General features: G+C 70.9%; 13 protein-coding genes and 1 pseudogene. 9 read left to right on the forward strand and 5 right to left on the reverse strand.

Annotated features, from left to right (window positions below; genetic code table 11):
• Window positions 1-80 precede the first annotated feature (80 nt).
• On the forward strand, window positions 81-3440 hold the full coding sequence (locus AB0H64_RS25375; RefSeq protein WP_357628922.1) for a hypothetical protein: 3360 nt from the start codon (window positions 81-83) through the stop codon (window positions 3438-3440).
• A gap of 20 nt (window positions 3441-3460) precedes the next feature.
• Here the strand turns inward: AB0H64_RS25375 and AB0H64_RS25380 are convergent, their stop codons facing one another.
• Window positions 3461-4405 (reverse strand): hypothetical protein, encoded by a 945-nt coding sequence (locus AB0H64_RS25380; RefSeq protein WP_357628925.1) that lies wholly within the window; start codon window positions 4403-4405, stop codon window positions 3461-3463.
• 161 nt (window positions 4406-4566) lie between these two features.
• A pseudogene (locus tag AB0H64_RS25385) lies at window positions 4567-5532 on the reverse strand (WYL domain-containing protein).
• Between the two features lie 52 nt (window positions 5533-5584).
• Here AB0H64_RS25385 and AB0H64_RS25390 point away from each other — a divergent pair.
• The 8 genes from AB0H64_RS25390 to AB0H64_RS25425 all read left to right on the forward strand — a co-directional run bounded on the left by AB0H64_RS25390 (window position 5585) and on the right by AB0H64_RS25425 (window position 13466).
• Entirely contained in the window at window positions 5585-6730 is a 1146-nt protein-coding gene (locus AB0H64_RS25390; protein WP_357628927.1) for an epoxide hydrolase family protein, read from the forward strand.
• 754 nt (window positions 6731-7484) lie between these two features.
• Window positions 7485-8360, forward strand: a complete 876-nt coding sequence (locus AB0H64_RS25395; protein ID WP_357628929.1) for a hypothetical protein — start codon at window positions 7485-7487, stop codon at window positions 8358-8360.
• 142 nt (window positions 8361-8502) lie between these two features.
• Complete coding sequence (locus AB0H64_RS25400; protein WP_357628931.1) at window positions 8503-8907, forward strand: hypothetical protein; 405 nt, start codon at window positions 8503-8505, stop codon at window positions 8905-8907.
• 138 nt (window positions 8908-9045) lie between these two features.
• Complete coding sequence (locus AB0H64_RS25405) at window positions 9046-10038, forward strand: zinc-binding dehydrogenase (RefSeq protein WP_357628934.1); 993 nt, start codon at window positions 9046-9048, stop codon at window positions 10036-10038.
• A 41-nt stretch (window positions 10039-10079) separates the two neighbouring features.
• Window positions 10080-10421, forward strand: a complete 342-nt coding sequence (locus AB0H64_RS25410; protein WP_357628937.1) for an EthD family reductase — start codon at window positions 10080-10082, stop codon at window positions 10419-10421.
• Window positions 10422-10474: 53 nt separating this feature from the next.
• A complete protein-coding gene (locus AB0H64_RS25415; RefSeq protein WP_357628940.1) occupies window positions 10475-11491 on the forward strand; it encodes an RNA polymerase subunit sigma-70 in 1017 nt (338 codons plus the stop codon).
• A 205-nt stretch (window positions 11492-11696) separates the two neighbouring features.
• On the forward strand, window positions 11697-12125 hold the full coding sequence (locus AB0H64_RS25420; RefSeq protein WP_357628943.1) for a helix-turn-helix domain-containing protein: 429 nt from the start codon (window positions 11697-11699) through the stop codon (window positions 12123-12125).
• Between the two features lie 57 nt (window positions 12126-12182).
• On the forward strand, window positions 12183-13466 hold the full coding sequence (locus AB0H64_RS25425) for an MAB_1171c family putative transporter (protein WP_357628946.1): 1284 nt from the start codon (window positions 12183-12185) through the stop codon (window positions 13464-13466).
• Here the strand turns inward: AB0H64_RS25425 and AB0H64_RS25430 are convergent.
• From AB0H64_RS25430 to AB0H64_RS25440, 3 genes are read right to left on the reverse strand one after another with little or no spacing between them, the layout of a single operon-like run.
• A complete protein-coding gene (locus AB0H64_RS25430; protein ID WP_357628949.1) occupies window positions 13417-13770 on the reverse strand; it encodes a hypothetical protein in 354 nt (117 codons plus the stop codon). The genes AB0H64_RS25425 and AB0H64_RS25430 overlap by 50 nt on opposite strands.
• Window positions 13771-13781: 11 nt before the next feature.
• Entirely contained in the window at window positions 13782-15728 is a 1947-nt protein-coding gene (locus AB0H64_RS25435) for a TOMM precursor leader peptide-binding protein (protein WP_357628952.1), read from the reverse strand.
• A complete protein-coding gene (locus AB0H64_RS25440; protein WP_357628955.1) occupies window positions 15721-17757 on the reverse strand; it encodes a YcaO-like family protein in 2037 nt (678 codons plus the stop codon). The genes AB0H64_RS25435 and AB0H64_RS25440 overlap by 8 nt, the downstream gene beginning before the upstream one ends.
• Window positions 17758-17760: the final 3 nt, after the last annotated feature.

Here is a 17760-nt window from a genome sequence, read left to right on the forward strand (position 1 = left end):
AGGTTACACACCGCGTACGGACTTGTACGGATATCGCGGCGGCTCTCGGCTCGTCAGGGCGTTCTCTCTACCGTCGAGGCGTGCGATCCTCCCTCGGGCGTGGTCTGGCCGCCCTGCTGCTGACGCTTGCCTGCGTACTGGTCGGGATTCCGCCCGCGCCCGCCCTGGCGGCCGGGGCGTGCGAGCTGGGGTTCGTCGTCGAGACCGGAGGCGACGGGATCAGGGACGACTCCCTGGAGATCTTCCGGCTGGGCGAGAAGGTGTTCCTGTTCGAGGAGCGCCCGGTGGGCTTCCCGCTCCGGCCCTTCCACCAAGGCGGCACCGGCGACCGGGGGAACGCCGAGTTCCGATGGACGGGCCACCTGACGCTCTGTGCCACCACGGCGGATCTGGCCAAGGGCCTGTCCATCGAGCACATCAGCTTCGCCGACGACTACCGGGCCGACAACTGGATGCTGAAGTCGCTGACCGTCGTGAACCGCGCCACCGGCGCCGTACTCGCCGAGCGGACCACCCCCACGGGGCAGGACTACCTGCAGTACTTCCACAAGAACAGCGACCAGATGCTCACCATCCCGCTCGACGCCGGGAGCGAGCCGGACCCGCCGGCCGATCCGGCCCGCAGGTTCTGCCGGCTGGAGATCTCGGTCACGACCGGAGGCGACGGGATCAGGGACGACTCCCTGGAGATCTTCCGGCTCGGGGACCACGTGGTCCTGTTCGACGAGCGCCCGGCGGACCTGCCGCCCCGGCCCTTCCACCAGGATCGCACGGGCGACCTGCGGAACTTCGAGTACACCTGGCAGGCACATCTGCCCGGCTGCGCCACCGCCACCGAGCTGGCCCAGGGGTTCGACATCGAGCACATCAACTACGCCGACGACATCGCCACTGACAACTGGTACCTGGTCTCCCTGCGGGTCGTGGACCGTGACACCGGCACCGAGCTCCTCGACCTGGACACCCCGCCGGGAGCGGAGTTCCTGCACTACTTCCAGAAGAACAGCGGCCAGCTCTACCACACGCCCGACCAGGACCTCGACGGCGACCACCTCAGCGACCGCATCGAGCTGAACGGCATCCCCCGCGCCGACGGCACCGTGGACACCTGGCTGCCCGACCACGGGGCCAACCCCTGCCGCGACACCATCGCGGTCGAGATCGACTGGCTGCTCGACACCGGCAGCGGCCGCGGCGACAAACCCGACCAGGCCGCGATCGACGAGGCGATCGCGATGTTCGCCAACGCGCCCCGCCAGGCGGAGGCCACCTGCCCGTACGGATTCCCCCGCGAGCGGGGCGTCCAGTTGCTGGTCCAGCTCGACCAGCCGATCCCGGTCAACCGCGCGCAGCGCGAGCAACCGCTCGCCATCGCGGTGGGCGGGCAACCCCAGCCGTTCGACTCGTTCCGGGCCGCCCACTTCTCCCCGGCCCGCTCCGGCCTGTTCTTCTACAACCTGTGGGGTTACCGGACCAACAACACCAACATGGGCGGGTGGTGCTGTTTCGGGCGGGACTTCGTCGTCACCCTCGGCGCCCTGCGCGAGCGCCCGGTACGGATGCAGAGCGGCACCTTCGTCCACGAACTCGGGCACGCGCTCGGCCTCGGCCACGGCGGCGCCGACCGGGTGAACTACAAGCCGAACTACCTGTCGGTCATGAACTACACCTACTCGGCGGTGGGCCTGCCCGACCACAGCGCGTGGCAGGCCCGCATGGCGGACCTCGGCGACGCCACCGACGGCAGCATCCTGCTGCGGACCCTCGACGAGGTCAGCAGGCTCGACTACTCCGACAGCAAGCTGCCCTCGCTGGCCCGCACCCGGCTCGACGAGGGCGAGGACCTCGGCACCGACCGCCACACCATGGCGGCCTGGTGGAACAACAAGGGCATCCTGCACGTCGGCGACGCCTCGACGCCCCTCGACTGGGACACCGACGGAGAAGAAGACGAGCAGGCGGTCGCGGTCGACGTCAACGGCGAGTTCCAGAAGTGCGTCGAAGGCACCGACCCTGACCGGGACCCGCCCGTCGACGACGAGCTGGAGACCGACAGCTCGGGGGACGACCTCAAACAGCGCGGACGCATCTACGCCGGCCTCAACGGGATCTGCGAGACCTCGCCCGAACCGACCGACCAGGCCGCATTCGTGCCGGACACGTCGATCAGGGTCCCGATGTACTTCGACTACCCCCACACCTTCCGCTACGCCGACGAGCTGACGGGCTTCGACGACTGGGAGCACCTCAGGTTCGACCGCGCCGCCGGGGACCAGGGCGGCGGCCCCGCGCCCGACGTGTCACTCGAACCGACCACCGACGAGATGATCGATCACCGGGCCCGCCTGGTGGACGCCCTAGTCGCGGCCGGCAGCCCGCGACCGGCGTCCCGGCCGCGCTGGGCGTACGCGTACATGGACCGGGCCACCACCGCCGAGGCGCCGATCGGCGCGACCGTCCCGCTCACCCCGTCCTGGCAGTGGAGCACCGGCCGGCTCGACCCGGCCACCGCCGACCGGCGCGCCACCGTGGTCCACACCGGGACGGGCACGTACGAGGTCCGCCTGCCCGGGGTCGCGTCGGCGGCCGGGATCACGCACGTGACCCCGTACCGGACCGCCTACCGGGGCCGTACCTGCGGGGTCACCGGGTACGCGCCCGCCGGCCCCGACCAGGTGGTCAAGGTGCGCTGCTTCAACGAGGCAGGCGCGCCGGTGGACTGGTGGTTCACGATCTTCTTCGCCGCGCCGGGGCCCGGCACCGCCCCCTACGCCACGGTCAGGTACGACGACGGTGCCGGAGGCACGGGCTCGGTGAACCCGGTGTTCAACGCCGGCACGGTGAACTCCGACGGGGGCGTCAACCGCGTCACGCGCGAGGGCGCCGGGCGCTACCGGGTGACGCTGGAGGGCTCGGCGTTCGCGTCCGGCACCGGATACGTCCAGGTCACGCCGTACGGTGACGGCGCGGCGGCCCGCTGCGTCCCGGCCGGGAGCACGCCGGGGGCGGACCGGGTGGAGATCACCGTGGCCTGCCACACGATCGGCGGCGCGGTGCCGGCGGACTCGCCCTGGTTGTTGTCGTACGTGGACGGCGCGGGCCTGCACCGGGACGGCACGACCCCGGCGGCGTACGCCGGCGTGACCGGCGATCCGGCCGCCCCGGTCGTGGACCGGGAACATTCGTTCAGCGGCAACGGTGAGGTGCCCGCGCTCACGCGGCTCGGCACCGGCCAGTATCGGCTGAGCTGGGACACTCTGGGGAAGACCGGCGACAGTGTGCAGGTCACGGCGACCGGTACGGGCGGCGGATACTGCCACCTCGGGACCATCGACTCCTACTCGGCCCCGCCCCGGGTGTCGGTCCACGTCTGGTGTCACACCGCCGCCGGAGCCCCGGGCGATCACACGTTCGCCGTGGCTTACCTACGAGCCCCGTGACGCCGCGGCCTGCCTGGCGCTCAGAGGCGTGCCCGCCTGGCCAGCCGGCGTAACCAGCCGCGCCACCCCGCCACCCGGCCCGCCGGACGCCGCCGGGTGGCGACGGCGTCCCGGCCGGGCGCGGCCGGGAGGCGCTCCTCCAGCGCCGCCAGCACCCGTGCCGCCGCCAGCTCGGCGATCTCCCGCCGCTCGGCCTCGGCCTCCACGCGCCGTTCGTTCTCCTGCCGCCGCTCCGCCGCCCCCGCCAGCACCAGGTCGCCCGCCCACGCCAGCGCCGACAGCGCCGCGCCGCCCAGCAGGCCGGCCCAGAACAATGACCGGTTCGCCGCCTTCTCCGCCGCGACGTCGGTGAACGTGCCGTACGGGGCCGCCTCGGGGATGCCCGGGGTGTTCGCGACCTGCCGCCGCGTCCACCGCAGCCCTGGACCCCGGTAGTCGGGTGAGACCGCCTCGGGCTTCAGCCCGTTCTGGGCCGCCGGGTCCGTGTGGGCGAAGGTTGCTTCGTACGCGAGGTCGTACTCACGATCGGTGCCGAACCAGGTCGCGGTCAGCTCGGGCATCCGCACCACCGTGGTCGAACCGCTCTTCGCGACCAGCGGCTCGACCGGCTTGAACACCGCCGACAGCACACCGCGGGTGCCCGGTGGCGACGGGCACAGCCGGGTGGTTCTCGACTGCGGGGGGCCGTCGGTGTAGAAGTGCACGTCCGCCGACACGCACTCGCCGGGCTTGTTCTGGTCGACCGTCGCCAGGACCTCGACCGCCAGCCCCAGGTCGTCCGTCGCGATCAGCTTGACCGCCACATCCCGTGCCGGGCCGCGGATCAGCAGCGACACCGTGCTGGTGTCGCCGACCACCGGGAACGAGGGCACCGCCGCCTCGTACTGCCACCATCCGGCCAGCGTGAGCACGACGGCGCCGGAGATCAGGAACAGCGGGGTTCTGGTGGTCCTCGCGGCAGCCATGACCCGACGATGACAGGTGCGGCGGCATTCCGGCAGGCAGTCGGACTCTCAGGCGGACGTGGACTCCCGGGCGGACGCAGGCTCCCGGGCGGACGCAGGCTCCCGGGCGGACGCAGGCTCCCGGGGGTAGGGCAGGCCCGGCAAGCAGGACGAGCGGCTCGTCAGGTGGGCGGGTGCTCACGGGCCGCATCGACGAGGCGGCTGCCGAGCGCGCGGATGTGCCGGATGAGCTCGGGCGGTTCGTGCACCTCGAACGGGACGCCGAGCTGTGCGACCCACATGGCCAGCTCGTCGAGGGAGTTCGATCCGGTGCTGAGGACGCATGCGCCGTCGGCGACCGGCTCGACCACCGCCATCGTCGGCGGCATCCGGCCGGCGACCACCTCGGCCGGGGCGTGCACCGTGAACCGGCCGCGGTAGCGGTACGGGTTGACGGAGATCCGCTCCGAGACTTACCGGACCAGGTCGGCGCTGGGCGGGTCGCGGGGCGTGAAGCGTGGCCCGTTCGGGGTGTGCAGGCTCAGCCGGTCGACACGGAACGTGCGCCAGTCGCTCCGGCCGGTGTCCCACGCCACCAGGTACCAGCGGCGGCCGGAGTTGACCAGCCGGTACGGCTCGGCGATGCGGCGATCCCCGGTGCCGTCGTGGGAGCGGTAGGCGAACCGCAGGCTCTCCCGGTTGCGGACGGCCGCGGCGATCGCGGTGAGCACGGCCGGGTCCACGGCCGCGGCCTGGCCCGACAGCGGCACCGTGACCGACCGCAGGTCGCCGACGCGGTTCCGCAGCCGGGACGGGAGGACCCGCTCCAGCTTGGCGAGGGCGCGGACCGAGGTCTCCTCGATGCCCGCCACGCCGGAGACGGCGGCGGTGCCGAGCCCGATGGCGACCGCGACCGCCTCGTCGTCGTCGAGCAGCAGCGGCGGGAGTCCGGTGCCGGCGCCGAGCCGGTAGCCGGGGGTGCCCGCGGTGGCGTGCACGGCGTATCCGAGTTCGCGTAGCCGGTCGATGTCGCGGCGGATCGTGCGGTGCGAGACACCGAGCCGTTCGGCCAGCTCGGCGCCGGGCCAGTCCCTGGGGGTCTGCAGCAGTGACAGGAGCCGCAGCAGCCGTGCCGACGTCTCCAGCATGACGTCCCTCCTAGGACTGAACTTGTCCTAACCGGCTCCTACGGTTGCAGACATGAACGACGAATCGCAAATCCACCCGTTCCAGATCGACATCCCGCAGGCGCAGCTCGACGAGCTGCACGATCGGCTGACGGCGACCCGCTGGCCGGACGAGCTGCCGGGGGTGGGCTGGTCCTACGGGGTCCCGGTCGGCTACGCGAAGAAGCTGGCCGAGTACTGGCGGACCGGCTTCGACTGGCGTGCCGCCGAAGCCAGGCTGAACGCCTTTCCGCAGTTCACGACCCGGATCGACGGGCAGGACGTTCACTTCCTGCACGTCCGCTCCCCCGAGCCCGACGCGCTGCCGTTGATCATCACCCACGGCTGGCCGGGTTCGGTCGCCGAGTTCCTGAAGGTCATCGGCCCGCTCACCGACCCGGCGGCGCACGGCGGCGACCGGTCCGACGCGTTCCATGTCGTCGCCCCGTCGATCCCCGGGTTCGGCTTCTCCGGTCCCACCACCGAGACCGGCTGGGACCTGGAGCGGGTCGCGCGGGCGTGGGTGGAGCTGATGGACCGGCTCGGCTACCGGCGATACGGCGCGCAGGGCGGTGACAGCGGCTCGGTCATCTCACCGATGCTCGGCCGCGCCGCGCCCGGGAACGTCGTCGGCGTGCACGTCAACGGCGCGCTCGGGTTCCCGACCGGCGACCCGGCCGAGTTCGAGGGGCTCGCCCAGGCGGAGCTCGCCCGCCTCGCCCAGTACCAGGACCAGGACCGGGCCGGCTACGCGATCATCCAGGCGACCCGGCCGCAGACCGTCGCCTTCGGGCTGCACGACTCCCCCGCGGCGCAGCTGGCGTGGATCGTGGAGAAGTTCAAGGAGTGGACCGACCCGGCCCGGGAGCTGCCCGAGGACGCGGTGGACCTCGACCAGCTGCTCACCGACGTGAGCATCTACTGGTTCACCGGGACCGCCGCCTCGGCCGCGCGCCTCTACAAGGAAGGACAGAAGGGCTGGGGGGCGGTGGCCGAGTACTCGCCGCTGCCGCACGGCGTCGCCGTCTTCCCCGGCGACGCGGGGGTCCGGCGGATCGCCGAGCGCGAACACAACGTCGTGCACTGGTCGGAGTTCGACCGCGGCGGCCACTTCGCCGCGATGGAGGCTCCCGACCTGCTGGTCGACGACATCCGCGGCTTCTTCCGCCGGCTCCGCTGATCCTGGCATGCCGGGTACTCCCGAAGCCATGGCGTGCCCGGCGCCTCAGCAGGACCAGACGATATGCGAGTGGCGGCCGGCGGGCCACGACAGCCTGACCCCGCGACCGCGTCCAACGCATCCGGGTCAGTGCCGTCCCGCTCCTCCGGGTCCCCGACCACCAGGGTCGTCACGACCTCGCCGTCGACCACGTATTCGAGGTCTTCGACCCCCTCCAGTTCGTACAGGGGCCAGCCGAGGTAGAGCAGCCGCCCGCCGTCCCGGGTCAGCTCCACCCAGGACCGCCATCGCCACGTGTCGTTCCCGTCGAGTTGGATCACCTGGACCCAGCCCGGCGCTTGCGGGCCGATCCAGATGACGCCGTCGCCGTGCTCCGTGTAGCTGCCGGTGACGATTTCCCGCCAGCCGCAGGCCTGGGCGCTGCTCGGATCGGCGCGCAGCCTCCGTGCCACCTCCTCGACGTCCAAGCCTTCCACCCAGATGCCCCGGAACGGCGTGTCCCAGTCGATGCCGTGAGCGACCAGGAGCTCCCAGAGGTCCTTGTCAGTGTCCAATTCCGCGCTCCTTCTCCACACACCGGTATGCCTGAACCCCGGGCTGGAGTTGCTTGTCGGATTCTGCTTCATCACGGATCTTGGTGCTGCAGAGTGTCCGTCATGACGGCTTTGCACATGTTGGCTGGCGGGCTGGAGACTCTGCCTCGTCGGCGGAGCCTTGGGGCGTCAACGTGAGGCGTCGGCTCGCAGCCTCACTGGTGTGCGCGCTGGTCGCTGCTGCTCTGATTGCCGTGCAGGTCCTCGCAGCGGATCGCTTGGGCATCAATCGGTGGACGACCAGAGCGGGCCCCTACGATGACTACGTCGGCTGGGACCACGCGGTGACCCGCTCCACGTGGTACCCGGCCGTTTCCACGCTGGTCGCCTCCGCGATCACGTACCGTCTGCTCCGTCGTGCGTCGTGGTCCTGGCTGTGGCTGCCGGCCGCGGCTTGGCTCGGCTCCTGCCTGATCGCCGCTCCGCTTCTGTACGCCCTGGCATCCGCGGCTCCGGAAGAGGGCCTGAACTCCAGCCCATCCGAGGTGGCCCGGGCGACGATCATCGGCAGCGCGATCGGCGTCGCCGCGGCGATGGCTGCGCTACGGCATCGGGAGGTCGGGGTCGGCCTGGTGGCCTATGCCCTGTGGATCTCCCTTCTGGAGTTCACCAGACCCTGGTGGTGGGACAGGCCGCCGACCTTCGACCCCATGCTCACGGAAGGCGTGTTGAGCAGCGATACCGGTGAGTACGTGGTGAAGGCGACGTTCCTGGAGGCCGGTGGGGTCACCGCCGGGCTGATCGGACCCGTGGTGATCAGCGGCATCGTCGCGGCATGGGCGGCAGCGCGACACGGCCGATGGATGAGCGGCACTCTCGCAGGCGCGGCCGGACCGCTTCTGCTCTGCTCGGTCTATCTCACAACGGATCCGGGGTTGGGCGACCAGGAAAGCATTCAGAACACTTTGTGGGCCTACTCCATCCTGGCGCTGCTGATCGGACTGTGCGTCAGCACGATCATCGGTGCCGTCGCCCGGATCATCGTGAAGCGGAAGCAGGCTGGCGCTCGTCCAACAGCGCAAGGCTCACGTACCTGATAACCACCCCGTCATGCCAGAACCCCCCCGCCAGCGATCATCCGCCACCGCGCTGGTCGAGAGGAGTCTCTTGACCCTCACGTGGCGTCAGCCTGCATAGTCGGGACCGTGGAGGATAGCGGGGCTGCGCGAGATGCGGCGCGTGGCCCACCGCGTGGTGGTGCTCACCTTCGACACCGACGAGCCCGGATGGCGGGACCGGTTCTGGCTCACCCGCGACTACCTGCCCGAGTTTGCCGCCCTCCTCGTAGGATTTCCCTCGCTCGCTGGGATGGCCGACGCGATCGGCGCCCGCGCTGAGCCGGTGCCCATCCCGTGGGACTGCGCTGACGGCCTGTTCGAGGCGTACTGGCGCCGACCGGCGGCGTATCTGGAGGATCACGTGCGCCGTGCGATGTCGGTGTGGACGAGGGTCGGGCCGGAGGCCGAGCAGCGGGCGGTGCGAAGCCTCAGCGACGACCTCGACTCCGGCCGGTGGGCCGAGCGCAACAGCGGCCTCGCCGACCTCGAAGCGGCAGATCTCGGCCTGCGCCTGCTCATGGCCTGAACCGCGTCGCAGCGGGTCTCCCTGCACTCAGCCTCCTCCAGAGCCGATTCCTTTCGGTGGTGGCCGGGGTCTACATGAGAGAGGCCGGTCCGCGCCGGGCCTGCCTCTCCCATGTACGCCAAGAAAGGCTGATCGCCGATGAGCATTCCCGCGACCATGCGCGCGCTGGAGCAGACCTCCCTCAACGGCCCGCAGGACATGCGCCTGATCACCGACGCGCCGGTGCCGAGCCCCGGCCGGGGCGAGGTCCTCATCCGCGTGACGGCCGCCGGCGTCAACTTCGCCGACATCTCGAAGGCCCACGGCACGTTCCTGAACGGCCCGCGGCCGCCGTACCTGGCCGGTTTCGAGGCCGCCGGTGAGGTCGTCGCGATGGGCGAGGCAGTGACCGGCCCGCAACCGGGGGCCCGCGTGACCGGCGTCGGAACCGGCGCTTTCGCCGAGTACATGGTGCTGCCCGCGGCTGCGGCGGTGCCGGTGCCGCCCGGCTGGACGGAGCAGCAGGCGCTCGGCCTCGTCGTGAACTGGCCCACTGCGCTGGCCGCACTCAAGCCTCTGGGCGGCGTCACCGCAGGGCGGACCGTGCTGGTCCACGCCGCGGCAGGCGCGACCGGCCAGGCCGCGGTCACCATGGCCAAACACTACGGCGCGACGGTCATCGCCACCGCCTCTCCGGCCAAGCACGAGACAGTGCTGGCGCTGGGAGCCGACCACATCCTGGACTCCCGCGGCGGTGATCTCGCCGCCGAGGTGCTGCGGCTGACCGGCGGCGCCGGCGCGGACCTTGTGCTGGAGTCGGCAGGCGGCGCCACCTTCGTCGCCAGCCTGGCCGCCGCCAAGCGGGTCACCGGCCGTGTCGTCGTCTACGGCGTCGCAGGCGGCGAAGCCGCGATCACCAACTGGGACCTGGTGTACAAGCACCAGGTCCATGTCATCGGCCTCAACATCGGCGTGCTGATCCAGGCCGCGCCACAGATCTTCGGCGAGGTCATGGGTGAGCTGTCCGCGCTCGTCGCCGCCGGCGTGCTCACCCCCGGCCGGCCCACCGCGTACGAACTGGCCGACGGCCCGAAAACGCTCGCGGAGCTGGAGGCCAGAGCCACCGTCGGCAAACTGGCCCTGCTGCCCTGAGACAACCCGCTCGTACCAGCCCATGACAGGAGGCGAAACAGATGACCGCAACCGTGGACCCGGCCGCCAAGCAGACGGCGCGATTCGTCGTGATGTACGACACCCCTTCCGACGTCGACGCGTTCGAACGTCACTACAACGATGTCCACATCCCGTTGGCGAAGCAGTATCCGGGCCTGCGCCGTTACACGCGCAGTCATGAGCCGGCAGCCGTGATCGGCGAGCCGTGCTATATGTGCGTGATGCTGGACTGGGACGACATGGCCGCGCTGGAAGCCGCGCTCGGGTCCGAGATCGGCCGGCGCACCGCCGAGGATGCCGTGGCGAACCTGGCCCGCTACGCGACCTTCCGCGGCATGATCCTGCAGCTGGACGAGGTCTGATCGCAGATGCCGCCTCTGCGAGAGAGTGCCCGCGTCGTCGACAGGCTCGCGGCGTGACATCGCGTCTGCGGGCGGCACCGGATCGAGACCGGTTCACCACCGAGACCGAGCGGTTCCGCCGGGAGCTGTTGGCGCACTGCTACCGCATGGTCGGCTCGGCGCACGACGCCGAGGACCTGGTGCAGGAGACGTATCTGCGGGCGTGGCGGTCCTACTCCGGATTCACGGGCCGGGCGTCGATCCGGTCATGGCTCTACAAGATCGCCACCAACGTCTGCCTGACGGCGATGAAGCCGCGCCCGATCCGGGTGCTGCCCTCGGGTCTGACAGGCCCGTACGACGGACCCGATCGCCCGCCGAGTCCCGTCGCGCCGGGCGAGGTCTCGTGGCTGGAACCGCTGCCGGACGCATGGATCACCCCGCCCGCCGACGATCCGGCCGCGGTGATCGTCGAACGCGAGTCGCTGCGGCTGGCGCTCATCGTCGGTCTGCAGCACCTGCCCGCCCGCCAACGCGTGATCCTCATCCTGCGCGACGTGCTGGCCTTCTCGGCGGCCGAGACCGCGGAGATCCTCGACACCACGACGGCGGCGGTCAAGAGCGGTCTGCAGCGCGCCCGCGCCCGGCTCGACGAGCTGGAGCCCGAGCCCGAGGAACTACTCGAACCGACCGACCAACGGGCACGCGCGCTGCTCGACGGCTACATCGCGGCCTTCGAGCGCTCCGACGCCGGCCTGCTGGAACAGGTGCTGCGCATGGACGCCACGCTGGAGGCGACGCCGTTCCGCGAGTGGCAGGCGGGCCGGGCGATGTGCATCCACATGCTCGACACGTACGTGCTGGGCACACCGGGCGACTGGCGGATGCTCACGACCACCGCCAACGGCCAACCCGCCGCCGTCGTGTACCACCGGGACGCGGACGGCGCGCTCCGAGCCGACGGCGTCGTGGTGCTGGCCCCCACCGCCACCGGCGTCTCCCGCGTGATCAAGTTCCACGATCCCGCGCTGGTCGCGACGTTCGGCTTCCCCGACGTGCTCGAGCGCACGGGCGGGGTCATGTCCGCATGACGGAAGCGAGCATCGTGCGGCCACGCCGAGCCGTACAAGGGGCGAGTCAGGCGTGGCGGACGAGAAGGTTCGCCGCGGACTCCACGACGTGGGCGACTGCTGACCCGACGGCGCGTATGAGCGGTCAGGAAGGGGTCTGCCGTCAACCTCTGTGTAGGATGACGGCAAAGTCGCTAAACTCTGGCTGTTAAGGATCGGCACGGCGATGAGCGTTGATGAGTCTCCCCGGACGCTGGCCGACAAGCTGAACCGGTTGTTCCAGACGGTCCGTCGCCAAGGTGACGCCGAATACAGCAACGTCGCGGTCGCGGAGGCCATCAGCAAGGGCCAGGACGTACAGATCTCGCATACCTACATCTGGCAGTTGCGCACGGGCCGGCGGGTCAATCCCACGATCATGCACCTGACGGCGCTGGCCACGTTCTTCGGGGTGCCGGTCGCCTACTTCCTGGACGACGCGGAAACCGCCAAGATCGACAAGGATCTGGAGCTGCTGGCCGGCATGCGGAAGGCGGGTGTCACGCACATCGCCCTGCGCAGCGCCGAGCTGACCCAGGGCAGTCGCGCCGCCATCACCGAAATGGTCAATCAGCTCTGGAAGCTGGAGAATCCCTCCGATGAAGATGTCAGGTGATCTCTTGGCCGCCGATCGTCGACGTCCGCCGCCGGTCCCGGACCCGGCGCACACCTTTTGATCGGGCTGGCCGTCGCCGGATGGATCGCGGTGGGCATCAAGCTGTTCCACCTTCGCGCCCGACCCGGCTGCCGGTCGACGCGTTGGATCTGCGCCGCGTTGCTGACGCTCTCAGCGTCGATCTGCCTGCAGGACCAGACCGTCCACGAGGTGATCGACGGCCACACGGCGCTCAACACCGCGGGCACCCTTTCCAACTGCTTGACGTTGATGGCCGCGACATCCGGGCACTGTGCCTTTCTCCACATGATCTATCCGGCCGAGCAGGCCAGGAGGAGCACGCGGCTGCGTCTGCGGCTGCTGACCGGTGTCCTGGCACTGATCGGCGTCCTGCACGCGACGACCCCGTCGAACTACGCGGAGGCCCTGGCCAGTCAGAAGCTGGCCGTGCAGATCCCGGTGATCTCGGCCGCCGCCTACGTCTATGTCGCCTGTCTGACGTCGACCGTCATCGAGGTCGCGCGGGCCACGCACTACCGCGCGAGTGCCGCGAGAGAATTCTCCCTCCGTAACGGCCTGCGGCTGCTGTTGCTCGGTCTCGCCGGCACCATCGCCTATGCCGGGCTGCGGTTCGCGGCCATGTCCGCCCACCTTCTCGGATGGCTCGTGCCGTGGCTGTACGGCAACCTGATCGGGGTGGTGTTCCGCCTCGCGATCCTGTTCGTCATAACCGGCATCCTGCTGCCCGTCACGGGCCCGCGACTCGGCCTGGACCATCTCGCGCGCTGGTGGTCGCTCGATCGCTCCTACCGCCGGCTCTTTCCGCTGTGGAAACTGCTGTACGACGAATTCCCGGCCATCGCCCTCGATCCGCCGAGGACCCGGCACGTCGGTCTCCGGAAACACCTTGGTCTCGGGAAACACGTCGGTTCCCGGAGACACGTCGATTTCCGGGAACCGGAACAGGCCCTGTACCGGCGGATCGTCGAAATCTGGGACGGCCGCCTGCTGCTCCTCCCCTATTTCGACCCGCGCATCGCCGAAACGCGTCGGGCGCAGGCCACGGGCCTGTCCGATGACGCGCGCAGCATCGCCGTCGAGGCCGGTCTGATCGCCTCCGCCCTGCGCCGCAGCAGGCTCGGCGTGCCGCCGGACGCGCGCGGACCGGCGATTCCCGACAACAGCCCCGCCGACCCGGACGCCGAACTCGACTGGTTGATCCGGTTGGCGGCGGCCGTCAGGGCCGAGAGCCGGAGCGAACCGGCAGGGCCCGAACAGCGGCCGAACCCGCTCACCCCGCCGTCGCGTGGTCTCCTTCCATCGCGGCGCCGAGCCCTGTGAGGCTCGGGTACGCACTGACGCCTTCGGCGACGGCTTCCAGCTGGAAGACGCTCACCGACGTGGGCGGGTAACCGATGAGCTCGATGACGCGGCTCACCCGGGCGGGCCCGTTCATGGCCTCGGCGGAGTCCCAGAGGTAGACCGCCCCCCAGGTCTGGCGGGCGGGATTGGAGAACCACGCCTTCAGCCGCATCCCCTCAAGCGTGGCGTAGGCGTCGATGGCGTAGTCCCGCAGGTAGTCGCGCAGGCTCTCCACAGTCTCCGTGGACCTGCTGAGATCCCAGGCGACGATCGATACGAACATGGCCGGCCCTTCTACGGGAAAGCGTGCGGGTACGGGTTGACGTCCTGCGGCTCCAGGGGCCGATCCCGGTATCCGAGCCGGTACGGCACCTCGTACAGCCTCGGCAGACCGTCGACCCGCCGGTAGTCGTGGCCGAAGGTGACCGGCAGCGTGCCGGGGATGACGACCTTCACACAGGCCAGGTCGGACACCTCGTGCTCGGGGGTCGTCTGGTCCACCACGATGACGTCGGCACCGGTGACGAGGTAGCGGTTGACCAGCTCGATCAGGTCGTCCCGGAGATCGGCGTTGCGGAGACCCGCCGGCGCGGGAAGGTCGTCGATGTGCCGCCGCCGTGGCGTCTCGGTGAGGAAGCGCAGCCGCTCGTACGTCCTGTGGTCGCCGTACAACAGGCGATGGTCCTCCATCTCCTTCACCAGCGACGAGTCGGCCACCATCCGGCCGGCTTCGTCCATGTGGTCGGGATAGCGCGTGATGAGGTCGGCGAGGAGCGGGCCGAGCTCGTTGAGCGCGTTCTCGATCGCGCGTTCCGGGACGGGGTGAGCGCCCGCGGAGCAGGCGGCCTTCGGGCGTTTCTCGTCGTCGCCCGGATCGACGGCCATCGCCCAGACGCAGGGGATGCCCTGTTCGAGGGTGGTGTCGAAGAGCATCACCTGGTAGCCGGTCTCCGCCTCGATGGCCTCGATGATCAGGGGGATCATCGAGTCGCGGGCGGAGGTGACGTCGATCCGCGGGACCGGCATGCGCGCGTACCACGTCATCATGAAGGCGTCGCGCTCGGCCACTTCGAGTATCCCGTGGAAGATGGCCTCCTCGAGGCTGCCGCCCAGGGCGCAGCCGTTGGAGACCTCCTGGACGAACGGCGGGCGGGCGGCGTCATGGTGGCGGGCCCGGTAGTAGGCGTAGGTCTCGGGGACCAGCACAGGAGCGCCGCGGACGAAGGAGTGTCCCCAGACCCAGCGGCACACCTGGTCCTCGTCGAACGGGCGGTACGGGAAGCCGGGGATCCGATGCCGCTGCGCCGGATAGAGCCCGAGCGTCCGGGGGTCGAGCGCGTCGCGGCGGACCTCGGCGTAACTGGCCGACACCGTGGTGCGCTTTCCCCCGGGCTCCATGCCGCCGTGCCGTTCCAGCGTCTCCAGCATGGCGGTGACCTGGCTGCCCTGGTAGTTACGGGTACGGCCGAAGCCGTACTCGGTGGAGCCCTGGCGCAGGCCCATGGGCGCCGCGGCGACGACGATGCCGCCCTCGGTGCTCTTGAGCACGGATCGGATGAGACCGCTCTCGCCGTCGACGTACCTGGCCTTGAGCGTGTCCACCTCGCCGGTCATCGAGCGGAGCCGGTAGACGTCCGGGGCGGGTTTGGGACGGGACCGGAGGGAGATGCCGGCCCGCGACCGGTCGTCGGGCGGCAGCGTCCCGCAGGTGTCACAGAGCGGGTCGGGCAGGAACGGGTGTGGCTCGACGGCCAGTGTCTCCAGGTCCACGTAGACGAAGGCGGATCTGGTGCGCGCGGGTTCCCGGTTGCCGAGCCGTGCGATCTCCTCGGTGACCAGGGTGGCGGCGAGGTCGGCCGCCAGCCCGGTGAGCCAGGCCGACGGCAGCGCGGACAGGGTGGCCCTGTGCTCTCGCCACACCGTCTCGTGCCCGTCCGGCCGGCGACGGGCCAGTCTGCGGCGGAACTCGCCGCAGTTCACGCAGCCGGGGAGCCCGGACTCCTCCAGGGGACCGAGGACGACCCGCCCCAGTTCGGCCCGTACCGGCAGCCAGGGCACACCCGCGGCTGCGGCAGCGGCTCTGACCTCGGCGTAGCCGGAGAGGTCCCAGCGGTCATGGGCCACAACGGCCGCGAGGGCGCCGGGCGTCAGGAGCGGAGAGGCGGAGGATCCGTTGCCGGACAGCGCCGCGACGACGCTCTCCGCGAGCAGCCCTTCACCGAGGACGGCGATCTCATGCATGGGCCAGCACCACGTGGACGGTGTACGGCATGATCGAATGAACCTCACGATCGTGGTCGAGGGGTACCGCCACCGGCGAGAGACCGCGTCCGACCAGAGCGGACACCAGACTCGCCGAGTCCGTACGGGAGGCGTCGGGCAAGCGGCGGATCGCCGAGCCGCGCAGCGCGGGCGGTATGCCCGGCGGCACGGGTGGCGCGTAGGCGGGCTGGGCGTTCTGCCGCGCCTGGTAGTGGAGGAGGGCCTGTTCGAGCGCGCCGGTCACGGCTTCGGCCGCCGACGACCCGCCGGCGTATCCGACAGGCGTGTCACCCAGATAGCTCATGGCGGCCGGAATCCCCGACGGCCCGGTGAGGTCGTAGCACGTGACGGCCTCGCCCGTGGCCTCGATCATGGACCGGTACCGTTCGCCGCGGGGTGGAAGCGACCCGCTGTCCAGGTCGAACCGGGGCAACGGCGTCGTCCTGCGCTCCAGGTCGGCGAGGGCCAGCCGCCCTGCCTGCTCGGCCAGTGCGACGTCGACGGCCTCCTGCCAGCTGTATCCCGCGGCGATCCCCACCGTCCGGGCCGGTGCTCGGCTGCCGGGCCGGCCCATGCCGGACAGCGCGGGGAAGGCGACGTCCGCGGCGACGGCTCGCGTGCCGCCGTCGGCGAGCCGGCGGCCGAGGACCAGCCCGCTGATCCGGCCGGCTCGCAGGTCCGCGAGCAGGGCGTCCGGGTCGGACTCCGGCGCGGCCAGCGGAGCGCGGCCGTCGGCCGCGAGCAGCCGGCGCGGATCCACCATCAGCGAGGCGTAGACGGCGAACGCCTTCAGGGCGGCCTGGTGGCGCGCTGACGCGAAGTCGAGACCCGTTCCGACGACCCTCGAGACGGCTCCGCCGAGCAGTCCGGCCGGGTCGGGTACCTCCACCTCGCTGACGTGCAGCGGAAGCTGCGCGTAATCGCGCTCGGTCGGCTCCCCGAACACTCCCAGGAGATCGTCGGCGCACACCACCGCCCGCTGGGAGAACGCCTCCCGGCCGAGAACGGCGCCGTCGCGGGCCGGGTCGGCGGGTCCGGGGACCCCGGGTTCGGCCGGTCGGGCGTAGGGGTGCGGGACGAACACGTGTGACGTGCGGCGCAGCGTGGAAAGGTCGATCCTGGTCAGCCGGGCACGGTGGTCGGCCGGCAACCCGGTGGCGGTTCGGAAGGCCAGCTGGACCAGGGCCCCGGCGATGGCGGCGGCCCGCGTCCCGTCGCCGACGGTGGGCGAGGGCGGCGCGGGCCGGGCCGCCACCCGGCGCCGGCCCGCCGTCCAGCTCGCTCCCGACCGCGTGCCGAGGTCCTCAGGGCCGAGCCAGACCTCGCCGTCCAGCACGACCGCCTGGGCCAGCGGGATCCTCCGCCGCGCGCAGAGCCGGTCGAGCAGCGGCTCATGCGCCGCGCCGCCGGAGACGTGCAGGACCAGGTCCGCGCTGTCGAGCAGGGGCAGCAGCCCCTCCTCGCTGAAGCCGGCGAGCCGGTGCCGCTCGACCTGCTGGTCGGGGGTACGCCGCGCGCGGTCGACCCATTCGACGCCCAGGGGCTCCGGGGCCGCCATCTTCACCAGACGCGATCCCGTGAGCACGGCGGCACGCGCCACCCACGGCACCAGCTCCCCCGACCCCAGAACGAGTATCACTTTATCCCGATATGTCTGAAATATGGATATAGGCGAATCCCGGAAATGAGCGATGAACGCCACCTCGTGGCGATATTCCGGGTATTCCGTATATTCCGGGGCGGCCTCCTGATCCGCGGTGCCGACGTCTCTCACGACGTCCCGCTCCAGCAGCGCGGTGAGCAGGCTCTCCACGGCGGCCCGGCGCTCGGGCGGCAGCTCCTCCGTCAGCTCGGCCAGCGTGTGCCGTCCGTCGAGGTACGGCTTCAGCAGGTCGATCAGCGGGCCGACGGATCGGCCTTTCAGATGGCTGGCTCCCCGGTACGTGAGCAGGTACGTCCCCTCGGAATCCGGGGCATGGAACGCATCCGGGCGTAGCAGTAGGCCCACGTT

The organism is Nonomuraea sp. NPDC050733, assembly GCF_040654215.1.
Classification (GTDB): domain Bacteria; phylum Actinomycetota; class Actinomycetes; order Streptosporangiales; family Streptosporangiaceae; genus Nonomuraea.

Coding starts and splice junctions, on each gene's coding strand:
- AB0H64_RS25380 (WP_357628925.1), bottom strand. CDS start 4,405: ATGGCTGCCGCGAGGACCACCAGAACCCCGCTGTTCCTGATCTCCGGC.
- AB0H64_RS25390 (WP_357628927.1), top strand. CDS start 5,585: ATGAACGACGAATCGCAAATCCACCCGTTCCAGATCGACATCCCGCAG.
- AB0H64_RS25405 (WP_357628934.1), top strand. CDS start 9,046: ATGAGCATTCCCGCGACCATGCGCGCGCTGGAGCAGACCTCCCTCAAC.
- AB0H64_RS25410 (WP_357628937.1), top strand. CDS start 10,080: ATGACCGCAACCGTGGACCCGGCCGCCAAGCAGACGGCGCGATTCGTC.
- AB0H64_RS25420 (WP_357628943.1), top strand. CDS start 11,697: ATGAGCGTTGATGAGTCTCCCCGGACGCTGGCCGACAAGCTGAACCGG.
- AB0H64_RS25430 (WP_357628949.1), bottom strand. CDS start 13,770: ATGTTCGTATCGATCGTCGCCTGGGATCTCAGCAGGTCCACGGAGACT.
- AB0H64_RS25435 (WP_357628952.1), bottom strand. CDS start 15,728: ATGCATGAGATCGCCGTCCTCGGTGAAGGGCTGCTCGCGGAGAGCGTC.